The sequence below is a fragment of the Thermofilum uzonense genome (assembly GCF_000993805.1).
GTDB lineage: Archaea > Thermoproteota > Thermoprotei > Thermofilales > Thermofilaceae > Thermofilum > Thermofilum uzonense.
Genome location: NZ_CP009961.1, coordinates 1,258,803 through 1,277,997, shown reverse-complemented (window position 1 = coordinate 1,277,997; position 19,195 = coordinate 1,258,803). Strand labels below are relative to the sequence as shown.

Below are 19,195 nucleotides of genomic sequence, written 5' to 3'. Positions count from 1 at the left end.
TTGAGATTGTACGCTCTACTCACCCAAGACTTGAACTACTACCTTGCGGCTAGACCTAGGGCCATCCATTTCCACGAGGAATATTTCCTGCCAAGTTCCGCGGAGGAGTTGGCCGTTAAGTATCGGGAAGACAAGGTGAGCCCCTATTATCGCGGAGGCTATGTGAGCGTGTGCATTATCATCTATCCTATTATGAAGCCAGGGCTTATTTGGCGGTATCAACTCCCTTAATTGATTCAGGATATCTCTTATGAGGCCTGTCTCGTTCTCATTAGCTATGAGTGCGGCTGTCGCGTGAGGTACAAATATTAGGCAAATACCATTCTTAACATTCGACTCTCTGACTATTTTTTCCACGTAACCGGTTATGTTGATCAACTGGAACTTCTCACTCGATGAGACTTCTACAATTCTCGTGAAGACATGCATCGATTTGCTGTATAGAGTATAAGCTTATATAATTCGCCTTCTCAGAGCTTCCACTATCAATAACAGGATTAATCCGGTAAGACTCGTGTGTATGGAGCCTCTATACCATAAACCATTTCTTCCAAGTATTGAAGACCTCCTATAGCAACTCGTACCCCGCTCTTAACGGCTTTAAACGCACACTCCAACTTATGGGCTAGCCCTCCTGTGACATCTATCCCAGCCTCGGTACTCTCAGGCAAAGTTGAGCCTGGTCTTATTGCGGGCAATAACTTAGCCCCCGGCTGACCTGGAGGTCTATCGTACACTCCTCCAGAACCCATGACGAATACGAGTGTATCAGCCTTAAGCTCTACAGCAAGATATGAGGCTATGTCGTCACCCGACAATATCGACAAGCCGCGAACAGTGTCTATGACGGCGTCGCCGTAGAGTACAGGAACTATTAGTCTCTCCAGGAACATTCGCACAATCTCAACGTCGAGTTTTCTCATGATGCCGTTCATGCTGACCGCTATAGCGGATGTCTGGATCCCGACTGCCGGGATCCCCTTACTTAAGAGTTTTTCGACAACCTGTAGGTTGAGATAGCTCATCCAGTACCGCGTTTCTGCGAACCCGAATGCTTTCTCAAGTGATATTCCTCCCGCTGAAAGACCATACTTAGCAGCTGTAGGGTGGCCGAAGGAACCGCCTCCGTGGACAATAAGGAGACTAACACCCTTACTGTACAAGTTGGCTATGCGCTCCGAAAGAGTCTTAAGGTTATTTTCTCGTAGTGTGTAGGGGCTGTTTTTATCGGTGATGGCCGAGCCTCCTACCTTGATGACCGCTAGCATGCCCTCTGCTCCCTCGAAATCTCCTTGACTAAAACTCTCTTTTCTCGATAAACACTGCAAGCTCACGCAGCATTTCCCGGTAATTACTAGCAGGTAGTTTCTGCAACGCGGAAATCGCATGAAGAGTGTATTCCGATCGTAGTTTCTCAGCACGTCTAAAGGCATTAGTTTTCTTGATCTCGTCGACGGCTGCCGCAACCTCTTCCCAGGAAACCTCGGGCTTCGAAATGGTCTTATACAAAAGGCTATCTTCACCTAGCTCCTCGAGGGCCAGTTGAACCACAACGTTTCCCAGCTTATGTTCCTTTATATCTCCTCCGACCTTTTTGCCTGTTTTCCTCGCGTCCCCAAAAATATCAATTATGTCGTCGCTGATTTGGAAAGCGATGCCTATATTACGGCCGTATTCTCTTAATGCCTGAATAATTTCCTCTTCGACTATTCCCACCGAAAGGCCTCCAAAAACACATGACGTCTCGATGAGCACGCCGGTCTTCTTCTCGATCATGTTAAGATAATCCTCTAGTGAGATTTTTCGGTACCTGTTAGCCACAATGTAGGGTTCGTCCTCGCGTCCACTCTGCTCAAAGAGTATGTCGAGGCGTTCTCCGTCTGTTAAGAGTTTTATGGTGCGAGCCATGATGTCGTGGAATGTCTTAGGATCCCGTGTATCAGACAAGGCGTCAGCTATACTCTCGCGATAGTGAACTGCTACAAGGATCGCAGTGCTGAGCCCATACTTTTTCCAAACAGTGGGATAGCCCCTCCTAACCTCGCTATGATCAATTATGTCGTCTAGGATAAGCGAGTAATTGTGAGCCAGCTCGACGGCTGCAGCTGCCGGGTAAGCCTCCTCGGCCTTACCCCCTACAGCTAGTGCAGAAATAATAGTCAGGGCAGGCCTGACTCTTTTACCACCGATCTTAATTGGGTAGAGAACTGCTTCTTGGAACTCCGGGTTAGCATTTTTTAACAAATATTTCTCCATTATTGGGTCTATTTTCTTGCCATATTCTGCAAGTAAACTGACAGGATCACTCATTTACACGGCACCATGACAATCTTATCCGGCCTTTCAAGCTTTTAACAATTATGTGGTTATTTATGACGTTATATGCCGCGTTATAATGGTTAGAGGTGATTCATCACAAAAGTGTTTTGCAAAGTGTCACCGAAAATAATTTCTAACTTATCTTTATAACTAACCACGGGTTTACGCATGGATGTATTTCTTCTTGGACACCTAGTAGTAGACATAATCGTGCGAAAGGGCAACGTGAGGCGAAATCTCGGCGGAACAGTGACCTATGGCGCCATGGCGGCGCTTAGACATAGAGCAAGGCCACACATTATCTCAAAGATTGGCATAGATTTCCCGGACGAGTACTTCTTATTCCTCTCGAGAAGCGGTGTAGATACCACCTATATAACTGTCTCAAAAGATCTTCCTACTACTAAATTTAAACTAATTTATGAGGACTCTGACCGGACACTCTACCTGCTCTCACGCTGCGAGGATATCTTGTCAAGTGATGTTCCCCTAGAGAAACTCAAAGGTAATATAGCGATTATAGGGACACTCATCGGTGAAGTCTCGCCGGGAGTTGTCCAAGAGGTTTCTGAGAAAGCCGCACTAGTGGCTAGTGACCTGCAAGGCTATTTAAGGCGTGTCACACCTGATCGAAGAGTCATATTAAGCTCATCTCGTGAGGCATCTCTTGTGGCATCTCTCTCTGATATCGTCCATGCAGAGATCAGTGAGGGTAAAACACTCCTCGGCGATCTTCCGCCAGAGATTATTGCCAAAAAGCTCGTAGAGCTGGGTGCTGGAGTAGCCCTTGTAACACTTGGGGAAATCGGGGCGTATATCGCTACGTCTAATAAAACCTTCTTTGTACCCCCAGCTGAATCCAGCCGTGTGGTCGATAGAACTGGAGCCGGGGACGTCTTTACAACTGTCTTTGCTATTGAGTATCAGCGCTCGGGCGACATAAAAGAGGCTGCAAGTTATGCGTCTGCAGCCACCTCTTACCTTGTCGAGAAACCCGGAATAGATGGCTTGAAGAATAGATGGGAACTAGCCGGTAGGGCTGAGAAGGTTTTAATGAATATAAAGGAACTATAAATTCTTCGCCGTTAATTTTTTTATAATATTATCATGAATATATGCAATATGAGCTCACTGGTTGAAGACATAAACATCAGGATTAGAGAGGCCTATGACATCCTATCACCAGTAATTCACCACACACCTTTAATGCCGAGCAAGACTCTGAGCGACATGACTCAAGGCGAAGTTTTACTCAAACTAGAGAACTTTCAGAAAACAGGAGCATTCAAGGTTCGCGGCGCCTACTATAAGCTCAGCAAGCTCAAGCAAAAGGAGGGGGTTTCCCGAGTGGTGGCGGCAAGCTCGGGGAATCATGCTCAAGGCGTGGCTTATTCGGCGTCACAGCTAGGCATTGCGGCGACGATTTTCATGCCGCGTTACACTCCTTTCTATAAAGTCAACGCCACTAAAAGTTATGGCGCGCAAGTGATTCTGCACGGTGAAACATACGACGAATCATACAGGAAGGCTCTGGAGTTTGCTAACGCCCAGAAGATGCCCTTCATCCATCCGTTTGAGGATCCAGACATCATAGCAGGACAAGGTACCATTGGTGTCGAGATTTTCAAGGATGCACATCGAGTCGACGTTGTAGTCGTACCTGTGGGGGGTGGAGGGCTAATCTCAGGTATTGCTGTCGCTCTCAAGAAGCTAAATGATAAGATAAAGATCATTGGTGTTCAACCCTCTGGTGCGCCAGCAATGTATCTCTCTTATAAGCAGGGTAAGCTTGTGGAGACACCTAACGTGTTCAGCATAGCCGACGGCGTCATTGTTAAAAAGCCTGGGGAACTGACGCTGAAGATAATGGAGGAGGTCGTTGACGACATGGTTCTAGTGGACGACAAGGACACTGCGAGAGCGGTGTTCGTCCTATTGGAGAGAGCTAAGACCGTCGCCGAGCCCGCGGGTGCACTATCTGTGGCAGCACTTCTTTCAGGGGCCATCGACGTTAAAGGTAAGCGGGCTGTTGCTGTGGTCTCGGGCGGTAATGTTGAACCCTCCCTATTGTCACGGATAATCACACAAACGCTGTTCGTCGAGGGTAGACAGGTCAAGATTCGGGGAATGCTTCCCGACAGGCCAGGACAGTTGAAGAGAGTTATTGACGTAGTCGCTGACCTGGGATTAAATATCATATCTATAGAGCATGAACGTGTGAATCCTCTTGTGGCTCCCGGCCTCGCAGAGGTAACTCTTGGTATTGAGGTCCCCTCACGTGAAGTTATTAACCTGCTAATTGTAAGATTAAAGGAGCAAGGTCTCAGCTTTGAGGTGGTTTGAATGTCAAAGGAGGTAATTTTTACTGATAAGGCTCCAAAGCCTATAGGACCTTACAGCCAGGCAGTCAAGGCGGGAGGATTCATTTTTGTAGCTGGACAGATTCCGATAGATCCTAAAACGGGGGAACTAGTGACGGGGGGTATAAGGGAGCAGACGAAGCGCGTATTTGAAAACATAAAGGCGATCCTTGAAGCAGTGGGCGCCAGTCTCGAGGACGTTGTTTACGTCACTGTGTACCTTAAGGATCTAGGGATGTTCAAAGAGTTTAACGAGGTATACTCCTATTACTTTCAGAAAGACCCCCCGTCTAGGGTGACAGTCCAGGTAGCCGACCTCCCTCGAGGGGCTCTCATAGAAGTCTCCGTGATAGCAGCATCAAGACGATAAACACTGCTGCCGCCCTGCGTCACTGGGAGCCGGCTCCCGGTCATCTCTCTAAAGAGTTTTTCTCCTGGTGGTTGTAGCTTTTGCTTCTAGTCTTTTGCTGTGGCTTTGCTGTATGGGGGCGTAGGCTTCGATCTTGCTTGGTATTGGCGGGTTGTATCCCGCCTTTCTGGTGGTGTTCAAGCATGTGTTTATGTCAGCGTCGATCTCTAGGCTGCAGTTCCTGCACATGCATCGGAGCTTTCAGGGCGTACACCGGCATCCTCCCAGACTACAGGGTGGCGTTCGACAGCATGGATGCAATGCTGAGGGAGCTAGAAGAGTATAGGAGCAGGATTGAAGGCTTCCTCGAGGAATGGGAAGCGGAGAAGACATACTAGGATCTCTCCAAGATTATAGAGATGGGCTAGTGCGGGGGCCGGGATTCGAACCCGGGCAGGCCGACGCCAGCGGAGCCTGAGTGTGGGCCCCTCATAGGGACCGCCCCCTTTGACCTAGCTCGGGCACCCCCGCTAGTGATCATAACTGAGTGAAAAGTAAAATATTTTTCTTCCGTGAAGGCGGGAAAACATATATAAATTGTTTTTTCTTTATGCTGAGAGGGTTTCAATGGTCAAGGTATTTCAAGTCGAGGAAAGAGTTCCAGTACCAGAGAACGTAAAAGTTTCCATCAATAACAAGAGAGTTGTAGTCGAGGGGCCACTCGGAAGGACTGAAAAGGACTTTAGCTTTGCTAAGAAAATAGAGATCACATATGAAGACAATCAAGTGAAAATAGAGGCTTTTCTCGCCAACAAGAGGGAATACTCTCTTGTCAAGACAATCGCTGCGCACATCAATAATATGATTGTAGGGGTGACTAAGGGATTCCGCTACAAGATGAAAATAGTGTACGCACACTTCCCGATGAACATAAAGGTCGACAAGGATAAAGTGATCATCGAGAACTTTCTCGGGGAAAGAGGTAAGAGATATGCTGAGATTCTCCCAGGAGTTAAAGTGAAGGTCGAAAAGGAAGACATTATAATAGAGGGCATCGACAAGGAGGCTGTCGCCCAGACAGCCGCTAGGATTCATCAAGCAACTCAGTTGAGGGGCGATAGGAGGCCAAGTCCTCATGGACGCGAAGGAACAGGTCCTGGCGTGCTCGACGGGATCTACCTATACGCTGTAGAACACATGAAGGCTTAAACCTCATGCAGGTTCACATAGGAGTCGACGACACAGATTCTCCACAAGGGTTTTGCACGACATTCCTTGGTTTTCTACTTACTCTCGAGTTTAAGAGGCTTGGCCTCACATTCCTGGATTTGCCATATCTGGTCAGGCTAAACCCTAATGTTCCATTCAAAACGCGCGGCAATGCGGCTATATCACTTCACCTAGAAGCACCCAATTTGACCATAGAAGAAGTGGTGAAACTACTCTCGAATCTAATATCAAAGTATTCAGAGAAACATGGAAAGACTTCTCCCGGCTTTGTAGTTGTTGTTGGAGAAGTCAACGAGGAGTTAAGGAAGCTCTACTCCAGAACTTTGAGGGAAGTCGTCCCGCTATCATACGTCAAGGAACAGATCAAAAAAGGTGCCTACGGTGAGGTCGTGGTAGGAGGTATAGGTAGGGGTAGAGGCGTCGTAGGGGCTCTAGCAGCTGTGGGGGCTTATCCCCTCGAGGATTACACGTATGAGTTGCTCCTTTACAGGGATCACATGGAAAGAGAAACAAGTAAGTTGGTTGACGAAGAAATACTCATAGAGTTCGACAGGAAGCACAGACCGCTGGTATTCGCTACATATGACTACGTAGAAAAACGGCTGCTCGCGGTACCACGCGGAGCAGATCCCGTGCTGCTTGGAGTTCGTTCACTAAGCCCTAGACCTCTCTTAGAGTTTCTCGAGGTTTATGCCTCAAGGGCTTTAAAGAGCAAGCCGGTTGGCTACATCATCTATAAGACAAACCAGGCTACGAACAGTCATCTGCATCTTAAAAAAGAGGTGGGCCAGGTACGGCCATATGACTCCGTGGTAGTTGAGGGAGTCGTTAAGGGATACCCCAAGATAATCGAGTCGGGTCATGTTGTTGTCGAGCTCTGTGACGGTGAGGGTTGTGTTGAAGTAATGTTTTATCGCGAGACAGGCAGGCTTAACAGAGTTGCGAGGCTTCTTAGGCCAAGCGATAGGATCGAGGTTGGAGGTGGAATTATTCCTAGAAAAGGCTTAACCTTGAACGGAGAGTACGTGCGCATTATATCACTTCAGATGGACGTTATCATCCGAAACCCTATTTGTCCCAGATGTGGAGCACGGATGAAGTCGGCTGGTAAAGGAAAAGGTTACAAGTGTCTAAAATGTGGTTACAGGGCAAAAACACTCGAGAAATCTATAGAAGAGCGGCCCCGCATCTTAGAGCCGGGACTATACGTCCCCAGCATGAGAGCGTATCGTCACTTGACTAGGCCAAGAGAGATTGTAGGATTAGCACCGGAGCCTCTAGGAATTCTGCTTAGCAAAGGCGTCTTTGCTTCAAGAATGATTAGTCTGAATCCAGGGAAACAAGAAGAAATATGAAGACTATAATGTGGATGGTTTTCCGGGGGTTATGGGCCAAGGAAGTCCTCTATTCTTGGAAGCTTCTTTGGTAGACCCTTACGTTCCCTAATAGCGAGGGCTATCTCTTCTAGCTGTGAGGATGGGACGGGAGCCCATCTGTAGAATTCGTATGCAAAGAAAGCCCTCCCCTGTGTAGCCTCTCTTAACTCGTCTGCGATGTTAAAGCTTTCGGCAACGGGCAGCTCTGCCAAGACACGCATCACCATGCCCTTCTCCTCCATACCCATGATTTTCCCTCTGTGCCTGTTAAGGACATTAAGTACGCCGCTTACCTGAGCTGTAGGGACCTTAACGTCTACCTTCAGGATTGGTTCGAGAAGTGTTGGCTTACCCGAGAGAAGGGTTGCCATTATACTGTTCTTTGTCGCCGGCATTATCTGGGCGGGGCCTCTATGGGCAGGATCCTCGTGTAGCACGGCATCTACCAGAACAACTTTAACGCCTCTGACTGGTTCCTGGGCAAGAGGTCCAGCCTCCATTGTCCACCTGAAGCCCTGAACTATTGTGTCCTTTACTTCGCGAAGGTACTGTATACCCGAGGTCTTGTTTAATATTATGTTGAAGTTCTCATCGATGTCCCATATGTTGCGAGCCTCGTCTGTGTCCCATCCAGCGTATTCTCTTAGTATCTGAGCCCTTTCCCGCCAGTCTTGGTCCGCAAAAACCTTGCCTTCCTGGAGAAGTTTTATTGTTTCCTCGTTAAGTGGCTCTGCATAGAAGTAGAGCTTATTGTGCTTATTGGGTGATTTTCCTTCAAATACCTGGCCTTTCTCTCTTATAGTTTCCCTGTATCTCACGATAGGCGGAGACGTGACTATTTCAATACCCGTTCTTTGCTTAAGCTCCCAGAGTGTGATTTCTAGGTGCAACGTGCCCACACCGCTCAGGAGGTACTCGCCGGTCTCCTGGTTAATATATACTTTTAGCGTGGGGTCCTCTATGGCCAGTTTCCTCAAAATGTCCACGAGTTTTGGTAAGTCGCTACTTTTCTTAGGCTCCAATGCGATTGTCACAACGGGCTCCGCAACGTATGTCAGGTGTTCAAAGGGAGTCATTGAATCCTTGAATTTGGTGTCAACAACAGTTTCACCTGCTCTAGCCTTCTCCAAACCAAGCATAGCAACGATGTTTCCGGCAGATATTTGTTCTGTCTTCTCTCTATAGGGTCCCATGTAAAGGCCCACCTGGAGTACTCTAGCTGAGTCTTTTGCGTTGAGCAGGTAGACTTCTTGACCCTCTGTAACCGTTCCGCTGAAAACACGTCCCGTAGCGACATGACCTGCGTGCGGGTCTATAGTTATCTTGCTAACAGCGACCACTGTTGGCCCGTCGGGGTCACATTCGAGCATGGCTTTACCTATCTCGCTATTAAGATCTCCGCGCCACAGTTTCGGGACTCTATATCTCTGGGCCTCGCGTGGATTCGGTATGTGTTCTACAACCATGTCCAGAAGCGCAACGTACAGGGGGAACTCCTGGGCGAGCTGTTCCTTGTTATCATGCAGGTAAGCGTCCACAATATAGTCGAATTTCACCCCCTTCTCAATCGCGAGAGGGACGGTGAGCCCCCACTTGTGAAGCGCGCTTCCAAAGGCAACTTGTCCTTTCGAAAAATCAACCTTCCACTTGTCTTTGAACTCCTTGTCCGCGTAAAGGTCTATTAGAGCATTGAACTCCTTAACTATCTCGATAAAACGCTGCTGGATTTCTTTTGGCTCAAGCCGGAGCTCCTTAATCAGCCTATCAACCTTGTTTATATAAAGTAAAGGTCTAACATACTCCTGTAGCGCCTGTCTTACCACGGTTTCGGTCTGAGTCATTACTCCCTCAACAGCATCTACTACGACAATACCGCCGTCCATCATTCTAAGGCTTCTTGTTACATGTCCAGTAAAGTCAACGTGTCCAGGAGTGTCCACAAGGTTGATCACATAGGGCTTGCCATGCCACTCGTGGTAGAGTGAAACGTTGGCCGCTTTCACCGTCATCTGTCTCAGCTGCTCGATCTCGACGTAGTCTAGCGCTAGTGCCTGTCCAGCCACCTTAGGACTCAGGATGCCTGCCCCCATCAGGAGGGAGTCAGAAGTCGTAGTCTTCCCATGATCCACGTGGGCTAGAGTACCTATATTCCTCACTTGCTCGACGTTCCTCATTATTTTGACGATATCGGAGACCTGTTTATAGCGGACCATCCTTCACACCCATTTCGCTAACGAAAAACGGCTAACCTTTTATAAATCTTGTCGGGGTTCTCGTAGAGCCCGCCTACTTATACTGTTTTGGTTAAGCCGCCTGCGCCACTGAGGGCCTGCCCCCTTCACCCCTCTGGAGGGTTATGATTTGCTCCTGGCGGTGTTGTCTTTCTTCTTGGTGAGGTCTATGATGCCTTGGCATGTCGGGGTGTAGGCTTCGATTCTCGTCTGTGTGGGCGGGCTGCATCCTGTTTTGTGGGCGATGTTTAAGCATTCGTTGATGTCTGCGTTTACCTCGAGGCCCCCAGTCTTGCACATGCTTCGCTACGCTGTCGTCCTCCCAGACTACATGGTAGCGTTCGACGGCATCGATGCATTGCTCAGGGATCTAGAAGAACATCAAAGCAGGATCGAAGGACTCCTCGAGGAATAGGAGACAGAGAAGACATATTAGTGATCCCGCAAGATTATTGTTCGGTTTATCCTGGCTATTTTCCCGACTGGGACTTGACCAGAGGATGTAGAGCCACGTATTACGTCATAGGAAGCAGGGGGTAAGGTTGCATTATAGCTTACCTGTGAAGTAGAGGATCTGCCTAAATAAATTTTTAAATGTTTTTCTCCGCAAGTTCACGGAACTTTTGCGCAAGATTTCGCAGCTCGGTTTCCAATGATTCAATTCTCACATTGTATTCCTTTTTATCAAGTCTACCCACGCGGTAGTTTCGCTCTATTTTTTCAATCTCGTTCATCCTCTGATGTATTCCCTCCTTTATTCTCACCATCTCATTGGTTATTTCACGCCCAGCATCGCCTAGCTGCCCTAAAAGCTTCGAGACCTCTGTCTCGAGTGCGGTGTCTCTTTTCTCGTATTCCCGGATCACGGATACGATCTTCGTGGTTCCGGCTTTTCTGGCACGTAGGCTGTTCAGGTTCTCGATGGCTGTGATCAGAAGTTCTTCGCGGCGTAGGAGTATTTTATATATTGCTTCTGAAACCTCTCTCGGAACAGTTGTAGCGGTTAATACCTTTTCCTTTGCCTTCTCGACCTTGTTACGTCTAATTCTCGCAACTGCGAATACACCTGTAGCTAATAAGAGGATTAAAACAAGTAGAATCATTACCGTCTCGGCCAAGCTCAGACCTGTTGAAGGCTTAAAAACAATGTTCGAAACAGGTACTCTCGGATAGAGGTCAGCCTGGAAGAGGGGTCCTACAGGCTTTAAGACGTAGCATTGAAGGCTTCCAGTTACTGTCTCACCTGTGGTAAATTCCTGCGGGACTGTCAGCGACCCTCTTATACACAGCTTAACACTGTAGTCCGTTACGACAAAGCCAAGCCCCATGTATGCGTTGATCATGTTGCTACGGTTCGTATGATACCTTAGTGTCAGGACGGTTCTCTGTCCCACAAGCTGAACGGATGACATGAGTGTGATTAATATCAGAGTAGAATTTGAAGCGTTGTAGCTGTGCCAATAGTTCCTGGGATAGGGGCCCAGAAGCCCCTCGGCTCCATCAAAGACATAACTTACTGGAAGAGCTATCGCTAGGGACGTTATTGGATAGTTTGACAGTTGAAGTATCTCAACTGTGTCCTCGTAAACTATTTTGTCTGCCTCCAAGATTATTGTTCGGTTTATCCTGGCTATTTTCCCGACTGGGACTTGACCAGAGGATGTAGAGCCACGTATTACGTCATAGGAAGCAGGGGGTAAGGTTGCATTATAGCTTACCTGTGAACCCATTACTTTTCCAAAGGTGCTGTTGACATTTATCCCCGTGGAAAACGATGCAGTGCCACTAACGTTTGTAGCGTAGCCGAACGGGCTTAGAGGGATCGGGAACCTTATCTCGATCGTGGTGAGATTACTCGTTACTATGTCAAAGACAAAAGTAATGTTGACCTGCCTGGCGGGATCACTAAATGCAAACTTCATCTGACTCTTATCCACGACGGCTAACACATTCCTCTGCCTCTCCGTCTGAGCTACAGCTAGTACAAGTTTCCCAGTATAGCCTGAGACATTAAAAGAAAGTGAGGTCGTGGGCTCGGGAAGCTCTATATGATAAAATACTAGTCCATAACCATACTCGATGCGCGCACTAACAGTGGCCTTGGCCGGAATTGAGGGCTGAGCCGTCAGCAACGGTGCTAGAAATAGGGGCATCCATAATAGGATTGCTAGTATCTGGCTCAGAGTTTTGCGGTCCATTTAATCCCCTCTTGCTTAATCATCGCAGTTATAATTCTTTTTCCAGAGCCACTAGTTTTTTAATTTCTACTTCTTGTAGGTTCAAGGGAATATTAAGTGAAGGTTTTCATCGAGACGTTTGGCTGCTGGCTGAACAAGGGAGAAAGCGACATAATGAAGACTCTCTTAAGAGAAAGAGGACACGAGGTTGTAGACACACCAGAAAAAGCTGACACCGTGATTGTCAACACATGCGCTGTGAGAGGGGACACTGAGACGAAGATCTTTAGGGAACTAACGAGGCTCGAAGCCCTGAGGAAAAAGACCGGCTTCCGACTAGTCGTGACGGGCTGCCTCACAAACGTTCGACCCAAGTCTATCCTTGAGATTGCTCCCGAAGCCAGCCTAGTGGAGCCCGACTCCCTTGAGAGAATAGTAGAGGTTGTCGAATCCGAAAAACAGTTGCTTCTTCTACGCAGCTATCCTCGCATGAGAAACGTTCTGCCGGAGTTTGAAGGAGGCGTGACATATATCCTCCCAGTCCAGTCGGGTTGTCTCGGAGCGTGCTCCTTTTGCATCGAGTGGGTTACCCGTGGCTTAGGAGTAAAGAGTTACCCCTTGGACAGCATTGTCAAGGCCGTAGAAAATGCAGTGAAAAAAGGGGCAAAGGAGGTATACCTCGTCGGTCAAGATCTCGCCACTTACGGCTACGACCTTGGAACAAACCTCACGGCCCTGATCGAGGAGATTCTCCAAACAGTGAAAGGAGAATACAGAATAAGAATAGGAATGATGGAACCCATGCTCCTCAGGTCGCAGATAGATGGACTTCTAACCCTTGCGAGAGATGAGAGGCTCTATAAATACTTCCACATACCTGTACAATCAGGAGACGACAACGTCTTAAAGCTGATGAACCGAAAGTACACGGTTTCCGAGTACAGGGATCTAGTAGGTCGGATCCGGTCCCAGGGCTTATCCTCAAGCATAGCTACCGACATAATAGTAGGCTTCCCCGGCGAGGACGAAAATGCTTTCAACAACACTCTCAGGCTGCTAGGCGAGCTGATGTTCGATAAGGTTCACATAGCGAGATACACTTTGAGGCCCTTCACGAAAGGCTATCTTATGAAAGGACCCCCAGAGCCCCTCAAGAAGCTTAGAAGCAAAATCGCTACAGAACTCTCGTTCAGAATAGCCTATGAGATTAACAGGAAATACCTTGGAATGACAAAAGAGGTTCTAATAAACTCAGTTTCAATGAGAGGCGATTTTACCGGGCGAACACCAGAATACAAACCGGTGGTATTCAAAGACTATGACCTCGAACTAGGTGCCTTTGTAAAAGCGAGAATAGTAGATGCTTCACCCTTACATCTCGTAGGCGAGGTTGTAGACTAGCCACTCCAGCTCTCTAGGTACTTCTTCTGCTCCTCTGTAAGCCTCTCTAGGCGGACACCTAACGCCTTGAGCTTTAGCAGAGCTACGCGGTTGTCTATGCTGCGCGGGAGCTTATACACCTTTTTGTCCAGCTTTTCCCACTTTTTCACTATTGTCTCAACAGCGAGCGCCTGGTTCGCGAACGACAAGTCCATCACTTCACTTGGGTGCCCCTCAGCTGCGGCAAGGTTTACAAGCCTTCCCTCACCTATAAGATAAACTTTCCTCCCGTTAGGGAGCCTGTATTCCCGGACATTCTCGTTTATATCTCTTGAGCCTACGGCTATCCTTTCGAGATCGCGAACAGATATTTCGACGTTAAAATGCCCAGCATTTGCAAGTATAGCCCCATCCCTCATCTTTAGCAAATGTTCCGCACGGATAACATCGGTATTACCAGTCGCTGTTATGAACACGTCGCCGGTCTCGGCAGCAGAGGACATGTCAGTGACGTAGAAGCCCTCATAGTATGCTTCGAGGGCCCGGACAGGATCGACCTCTACAACAGTCACGCGTGCACCCATCCCTCTTGCCCTCCAGGCTATTCCCCTTCCAACCCACCCGTAACCAGCAACTACGACGTTTTTACCCGCGAGAAGAATGTTAGTAGCTCTCAATATTCCGTCAATAGACGACTGCCCTGTGCCAAACCTATTATCAAACATGAACTTGGTCAAGGAGTCGTTTACTGCAAAAACAGGGTAAAGGAGCTTTCCCTCCTTTTGGAGAGCTTTAAGTCTGATGACACCTGTGGTTGTCTCCTCAGTCCCCCCTCTTATCTTCTCCACGATGGAAGAGGAGAGAACCTTAGACCCTATCTCGTAGTCTATCCCACGCGCTTCACCTAACGCTACCTTGTGCAACATGACTGTTAAGTCTGCTCCATCATCCATCGTAACGTCTGGTCCCATCGAGGCTGCAGACGCGATCGCGGCGAAGTAGTCTTTCTCGCTCATCCCCCTCCAGGCGTAGACATGTATTCCCTCCTTAGCCAGGTATGCTGCGACATGGTCCTGAGTCGATAGTGGGTTTGAAGCCGCTAGAGCGATCTCGGCTCCGCCGTCTCGCAAGGTGAGCATTAGTACAGCGGTCTCCTTCGTTACATGCATACATGCAGCTATCCTCACGCCTTTCAAGGGTTTCTCTTTTTGGAATCTTTCGCGGATTAGTCGAAGCACCGGCATGTTCTGCTCTGCCCACTCGACTGCCAGTTTGCCTCGGTCAGCGAGTGAGATGTCTTTAACCTTATATTTTTCAGGCATTTTTGTTTCCTCGTGTTAATTCAAACAGGCACGGCTTTAACTAGTTTATTGTCGCTAGCCTAAGATTAGCCACCCCTCCTGCCCTGCGTCACTGAGGCGTGCTCCCGGTTACCCTTCTAGGGGTCATTGTTTTTGCTCCTGGTTGTCGTATCTTGTCTTTCTTCTTGGTGAGGTCTATGATGCCTTGGCACATCGGGGTGTAGGCTTCGATTCTCGTCTGTGTGGGCGGGCTGTATCCTGCTTTGTGGGCGATGTTCAAGCATGTGTTTATATCAGCGTCGATCTCTAGGCCGCAGTTCCTGCACATGCATCGAAGCCTTCAGGGTGTATGCTGACATCCTCCCAGACCACAGGAAGACACTCGACAGCATCGATGCAATACTCGAGGAGCTAGAAGAGCACAGGAGCATGCTCGACGGCCTCCTCGAGGAATAGGAAGCGGAGAAGACATACTGGGATCTCTCCAATATTATAGAGATGGGCTAGTGTGGGGGTCGGGACTTGATCCCGGGACCACCACCGCTCTGGAGGATCCCGCCAACCATGATTGGACTATGAATAGAAAAGAACGAATGAATACGGAGGAATACAAGGCTTAGAGAAGAGCTTCATCAAGGTAGTGTGCGCACTGGCATCCACGCTTCTCGGGTATTCTCGGTACCAGTGCAACTAGGAGTCTGCGAACTTTTTCCGTGTTTTCGGACATTACCCTTGCGACTTCCATTGCTGTAACGGGTTTCTCCGCCCAGACATCGTAGTCCGTCACCATGGCTATGTTCAGGAAACACATGCGGGCTTCCCTGGCCAGGTTCACCTCAGGCACTAGCGTCATACCTACTATGTCTGCTCCGAACTGTCTCCATAGCTTCGACTCAGCCCTAGTAGAGAACCTCGGCCCTTCGATGCACACATAGGTTCCCTTCTCATGTACCTTGATATTTAATTCTCGCGCAGCGTCTAGACAGAATCTGCGAAGCTCGGGACAGAACGGGTCAGCCATGGATACATGGGCGACTACCGGCCCATCATAGAATGTGTAAACTCGATTTTTAGTCATATCGATGAACTGATCAGTGCAGACGAAGTCGCCGGGCTTATATTCCTCTCGTAGGCTTCCTACCGCCGATACAGAGATTAGCCTCTCAACACCTAGTTCTCTCAGCGCCCAAATGTTTGCACGATAGTTTATTTTGTGTGGCGGTATAGAATGCTTCTTACCGTGCCGTGGTAGAAATGCTACTTTTACCCCTCTTATGTGTCCGATCATTATATCCGATGAAGGCGGACCGTAAGGGGTGTAGACCTTTATTTCCTGGACGTCTTCTAGGAAGTCTGGAGAATAGAGCCCGGAGCCCCCGATTATTCCTATCTTGACCCTAGGTATTTCTTTGCTCATTAATAGAAACGAATCACCTAAATTAATAAAATTTTACCGTTGGAAGATTTACAAGTTTAGTATAATTTCCTCTCCATTCGCTGTGGAAAAACCGTGTTCTCCTAATAGATAGGAAGACAACTCTTCTCTGAAGCCACATACAGGTATAACAATGTCCGGGCTGCTTCGACGAACGTAATCGATGATCTGCTTGAAATCTCCATGACTGCTCAATGGGATTCCGTTCTTCATAGCCCAACCCGTTAAGGGGATGCTCTGAATCCCTCTTGGGAACTTTCGAGAAAGACGAGCAACGAAGGGGGCGCCACGGGACGGGTTATTATTGATAGCATATCTCCCTAGAATTTCCCCAAACTTCTCATATATTTCATTGTAGACTGCTATTTCAGGCTCCACGAGAACAGGAAGATCTGTGGCCATGCTGAGCAAGGCTGTTACTTCTTGGGCCACCCCCAGTTTTCTAGCCTTTAAAGCTATTTCTCTATCGCTACCCTTTTCTCTTACTAAAGAGAGCAGCTGAGAATATATTTCCTGGCGTTTAGGAAAGACGTAGACGGGGAGTCCATATGTAGCATCGATCAAGAGTACATCCGAGCTCAACGGCTTGGCGGGTTCGAGGATAATTCTCTTCTCTAAATTGAAGTCTCCCGTATACACGAATGTCACATCAGCTAGCTCTATCCGAAACTGGAGACTACCGATTATGTGTCCAGCATCAAAGGCCTCAACCGTGAACTTCTCGGACTCAATTTTCTCTCCTGGATTAATTTCAACCACGTTTTTCAACCGTTTTTTAGGGTCTATGATCATCCTGCTAGCCGTGCTCATGAATATTCTGACACCGGTGGAGGATATCCGCCTGAGAACTCCGGGCGTGTAGTGGTCGCTGTGAGCATGCGAGACTAGTACGAGGTCTGGCCTCTTACTAGGTAGGACTAGCGGGTCGATTAGTATGTTTGTTGCGTCTCCTTCCAGAAAAACACCCTTGGAAATGTGTATCCTGAATTGTCGCATGATCTAACGCTGCTGTACGATGATTTTTTCTTCTCCCACTATACGGATTTTACCCTGTCGTGCCAACTTGTCTATTGCCAGTTTATAATAGCGATCCCCCACGTCTATCCCATACCACTCCCGGAATGTCTCTATGAGTTCCTTAAGCGTCAACTCGTTCCTCCCGCTCTTGGAGTACTCGACTAAAATTTTCTCTATGAAGTTTGTCGTGTCCTCGGCACGGGTCCACGGGTACTGGTACCAGACCCATTCCTTGACCTCGTCAACGTAGAAGTCTGGCTTTATCTTTGCAACGCTGCTTATCCACTGCATCACAGCAACTTTTATCTCTCCAGGCGAATAATTCTTCTCAATATACTCTTTTGCCACGATAATCGAGTCTCCCGTGTCGCAGATATCGTCGACTATGAGAACCTTTTTACCTTTGAGGTCGGCCTGAAAGCCATACCTCACGTGCGCGGTGGCAGTGATTTCCGCGGCCTTACCCCAGTGGAGGACCTGTATGCTTACAAGATCATTTATGTCGAGGAAATCGCATACCAGTCTGGCTGGGATGTACCCCCCGCGAGCAATCGAAACAACTATATCCGGGCGCCAGCCGCTTTCCTCAATCTTCTTCGACAAACTGTAGGTCCAGTTGACTATCTCATCCCAGGATACAAGCTTTGTGTTAACCTTGGGCACAATTAGTTTTAATTTATATGCCTTGATAAATATTCTTTGTGGCGAATTGGTTGCGGGAGGAAAGGATGGGTGAAAGGATAAAAGCTTTCCTGGTTGGTGGTCGGATCATCGTACTTGACCGTGAAAGGGCAAACACTCTTTATTTCCGGGAGGGGTTCTACGGCCGTTTTTTTACTGTCCCAAAGCCCAAAACGCCGGATGTTAAAAAAGAGCTAGAGCTCTCCCCGTTTGACGCGCTGTACCTGCTCGAGAATGGGGTCCTAGAGTTATACGACGAGAAACACGAAGTCATATCTATTGAGAGGTTCAAGGACCTCGCAAGGAAGTCCTATGAAAACTTTGATGATGCCTATGCTGTCTACAAGGATCTTCGAGGCAAGGGGTACGTCGTGAAGTCCGGGCTAAAGTTCGGTTCTACTTTTGCTGTGTACAAGGTGGGACCAGGCTTCGACCATGCCCCCTTCCTGGTTCACGTCCTAGCTTATGATAGTAAGCTTGACCCGCTCGAGATAATCAGAGCAGGTAGGCTCTCGCATTCAGTCAGGAAGAAGTTCCTCCTAGCCTATCGGGATCCTGTAGACGGTAACATAAGGTATTTCATTTTCCGGTGGCTCATGTAGGCCGCCCACGCTCACACGTCATGGGCCCTAGAAGGGGCCTCGACGCCGCGGTGGAGCAGGCGAGGAGGAGGGTTTTGGAGGTACGGGAGGATTTCGAGGTGGATTTCGCCGAGCTCGTGCTTCTCGTCTCTGCGGTGGAGGGCGAGGAGGGTGCTAGGCTGGAGGCTGAGAGTCTCCTGTGGACGGCTGTCTCCAACCCTCCTAGCGTCGAGGCCGCCGGGAGGCTGGCTGCCTACGCGTCGAGGGTGGTCGAGAGGGAGTACAGGGAGGCCTTGGAGGCTTACAGCCGGGCGTTGTCCCTTGCCGGGGGCCTCAACCTACACCCGGGGGGAGTCCAGGGCTATGCAGGCTTTTCAGGTTGACCATGCGGGGAGGGCGTACCACGCCCTGATGGAGGCGGTCGAGGAGGTAAGCATTCGACGCACACGCATAGCCTCCCTTAGAGCATACGCGGACATCCTCCCAGAATACAGGAAGACACTCGACAGCATGGACGCGATGCTCAGTGAGCTGGAAGAACTCCGAAGCAGGATTGAAGGCCTCCTCGAGGAATGAGAAGGAAAAGATATTGGAGCTAAATGTAGAATTATTATAGGAAGCCACAAATCAGAAATCGATGGCTCTATCACTTTTCAGGCTCGAGCTGCTTCATCATCGCTTGTTTTCCAGCTTGCTTGGATATTAGCTTTTCCCTATGATGTATGAAAAAGGATATTTCTTAGCCTGTTGTGAGTCAA

The 19,195-nt window shown here is 48.5% G+C and carries 21 protein-coding genes and 1 tRNA gene; 10 read left to right on the top strand and 12 right to left on the bottom strand.

Going from position 1 to position 19,195, the window contains the following annotated elements:
- Positions 1-15: 15 nt before the first annotated feature.
- The 3 genes from MA03_RS06590 to MA03_RS06580 all read right to left on the bottom strand — a co-directional run bounded on the left by MA03_RS06590 (position 16) and on the right by MA03_RS06580 (position 2,310).
- The gene (locus tag MA03_RS06590) at positions 16-429 is read right to left on the bottom strand and encodes a secondary thiamine-phosphate synthase enzyme YjbQ (protein ID WP_052884503.1); all 414 of its coding nucleotides are present in this window, start codon (positions 427-429) and stop codon (positions 16-18) included.
- 68 nt (positions 430-497) lie between these two features.
- Entirely contained in the window at positions 498-1,334 is an 837-nt protein-coding gene (locus MA03_RS06585; protein ID WP_052884502.1) for an isopentenyl phosphate kinase, read from the bottom strand.
- Entirely contained in the window at positions 1,297-2,310 is a 1,014-nt protein-coding gene (locus MA03_RS06580; protein WP_052884501.1) for a polyprenyl synthetase family protein, read from the bottom strand. Before MA03_RS06580 ends, MA03_RS06585 begins: the two co-directional genes overlap by 38 nt.
- Before the next feature lie 177 nt (positions 2,311-2,487).
- Here MA03_RS06580 and MA03_RS06575 point away from each other — a divergent pair, with 177 nt between their 5' ends.
- From MA03_RS06575 to MA03_RS08765, 4 genes are all read left to right on the top strand, one after another.
- Positions 2,488-3,393: a PfkB family carbohydrate kinase gene (locus MA03_RS06575; RefSeq protein ID WP_052884500.1), complete on the top strand. Its 906-nt coding sequence runs from the start codon at positions 2,488-2,490 to the stop codon at positions 3,391-3,393.
- A gap of 48 nt (positions 3,394-3,441) precedes the next feature.
- Complete coding sequence (gene ilvA, locus MA03_RS06570; RefSeq protein WP_052884930.1) at positions 3,442-4,662, top strand: threonine ammonia-lyase; 1,221 nt, start codon at positions 3,442-3,444, stop codon at positions 4,660-4,662.
- Positions 4,663-5,049, top strand: coding sequence for a RidA family protein (locus tag MA03_RS06565; RefSeq protein ID WP_052884499.1), 387 nt, complete (start codon positions 4,663-4,665; stop codon positions 5,047-5,049).
- 182 nt (positions 5,050-5,231) lie between these two features.
- The gene (locus MA03_RS08765; protein WP_191118495.1) at positions 5,232-5,426 is read left to right on the top strand and encodes a hypothetical protein; all 195 of its coding nucleotides are present in this window, start codon (positions 5,232-5,234) and stop codon (positions 5,424-5,426) included.
- A 30-nt stretch (positions 5,427-5,456) separates the two neighbouring features.
- Here MA03_RS08765 and MA03_RS06555 read toward each other — a convergent pair.
- Positions 5,457-5,559 (bottom strand) — tRNA-Leu (locus MA03_RS06555).
- A 96-nt stretch (positions 5,560-5,655) separates the two neighbouring features.
- Here MA03_RS06555 and MA03_RS06550 point away from each other — a divergent pair.
- Together MA03_RS06550 and MA03_RS06545 are read left to right on the top strand one after the other, a co-directional pair.
- A complete protein-coding gene (locus tag MA03_RS06550; protein WP_052884497.1) occupies positions 5,656-6,237 on the top strand; it encodes a 50S ribosomal protein L6 in 582 nt (193 codons plus the stop codon).
- Between the two features lie 5 nt (positions 6,238-6,242).
- Positions 6,243-7,613 carry a tRNA(Ile)(2)-agmatinylcytidine synthase gene (locus tag MA03_RS06545; RefSeq protein WP_052884496.1) on the top strand — a complete coding sequence of 457 codons (1,371 nt, stop codon included), beginning with the start codon at positions 6,243-6,245 and terminating at the stop codon, positions 7,611-7,613.
- Positions 7,614-7,642: 29 nt separating this feature from the next.
- On the opposite strand, the gene MA03_RS06540 is transcribed toward MA03_RS06545, so the two are convergent.
- From MA03_RS06540 to MA03_RS06535, 3 genes are all read right to left on the bottom strand, one after another.
- Positions 7,643-9,847: an elongation factor EF-2 gene (locus tag MA03_RS06540; protein WP_052884495.1), complete on the bottom strand. Its 2,205-nt coding sequence runs from the start codon at positions 9,845-9,847 to the stop codon at positions 7,643-7,645.
- A gap of 141 nt (positions 9,848-9,988) precedes the next feature.
- Entirely contained in the window at positions 9,989-10,165 is a 177-nt protein-coding gene (locus tag MA03_RS08760; RefSeq protein ID WP_191118494.1) for a hypothetical protein, read from the bottom strand.
- A 290-nt stretch (positions 10,166-10,455) separates the two neighbouring features.
- On the bottom strand, positions 10,456-12,063 hold the full coding sequence (locus tag MA03_RS06535; RefSeq protein ID WP_052884494.1) for a hypothetical protein: 1,608 nt from the start codon (positions 12,061-12,063) through the stop codon (positions 10,456-10,458).
- Between the two features lie 96 nt (positions 12,064-12,159).
- Here MA03_RS06535 and MA03_RS06530 point away from each other — a divergent pair, with 96 nt between their 5' ends.
- Positions 12,160-13,443 carry a tRNA (N(6)-L-threonylcarbamoyladenosine(37)-C(2))-methylthiotransferase gene (locus tag MA03_RS06530; RefSeq protein WP_052884493.1) on the top strand — a complete coding sequence of 428 codons (1,284 nt, stop codon included), beginning with the start codon at positions 12,160-12,162 and terminating at the stop codon, positions 13,441-13,443.
- On the opposite strand, the gene ahcY is transcribed toward MA03_RS06530, so the two are convergent.
- From ahcY to MA03_RS06505, 5 genes are all read right to left on the bottom strand, one after another.
- Positions 13,440-14,744, bottom strand: a complete 1,305-nt coding sequence (ahcY, locus tag MA03_RS06525; protein ID WP_052884492.1) for an adenosylhomocysteinase — start codon at positions 14,742-14,744, stop codon at positions 13,440-13,442. The genes MA03_RS06530 and ahcY overlap by 4 nt on opposite strands.
- Before the next feature lie 88 nt (positions 14,745-14,832).
- On the bottom strand, positions 14,833-15,051 hold the full coding sequence (locus tag MA03_RS06520) for a hypothetical protein (RefSeq protein ID WP_052884491.1): 219 nt from the start codon (positions 15,049-15,051) through the stop codon (positions 14,833-14,835).
- A gap of 288 nt (positions 15,052-15,339) precedes the next feature.
- Positions 15,340-16,140: an S-methyl-5'-thioadenosine phosphorylase gene (locus MA03_RS06515; protein WP_052884490.1), complete on the bottom strand. Its 801-nt coding sequence runs from the start codon at positions 16,138-16,140 to the stop codon at positions 15,340-15,342.
- A 48-nt stretch (positions 16,141-16,188) separates the two neighbouring features.
- Positions 16,189-17,154: an MBL fold metallo-hydrolase gene (locus tag MA03_RS06510; RefSeq protein WP_052884489.1), complete on the bottom strand. Its 966-nt coding sequence runs from the start codon at positions 17,152-17,154 to the stop codon at positions 16,189-16,191.
- Positions 17,155-17,157: 3 nt separating this feature from the next.
- Complete coding sequence (locus tag MA03_RS06505) at positions 17,158-17,838, bottom strand: phosphoribosyltransferase (RefSeq protein ID WP_052884488.1); 681 nt, start codon at positions 17,836-17,838, stop codon at positions 17,158-17,160.
- 38 nt (positions 17,839-17,876) lie between these two features.
- On the opposite strand from MA03_RS06505, the gene endA reads away from it, so the two are divergent.
- From endA to MA03_RS06490, 3 genes are read left to right on the top strand one after another with little or no spacing between them, the layout of a single operon-like run.
- Positions 17,877-18,458 (top strand): tRNA-intron lyase, encoded by a 582-nt coding sequence (gene endA / locus MA03_RS06500; RefSeq protein ID WP_236944856.1) that lies wholly within the window; start codon positions 17,877-17,879, stop codon positions 18,456-18,458.
- Positions 18,446-18,820, top strand: a complete 375-nt coding sequence (locus MA03_RS06495) for a hypothetical protein (RefSeq protein ID WP_052884486.1) — start codon at positions 18,446-18,448, stop codon at positions 18,818-18,820. Before endA ends, MA03_RS06495 begins: the two co-directional genes overlap by 13 nt.
- Entirely contained in the window at positions 18,801-19,013 is a 213-nt protein-coding gene (locus tag MA03_RS06490) for a hypothetical protein (RefSeq protein ID WP_052884485.1), read from the top strand. The genes MA03_RS06495 and MA03_RS06490 overlap by 20 nt, the downstream gene beginning before the upstream one ends.
- Positions 19,014-19,195 lie beyond the last annotated feature (182 nt).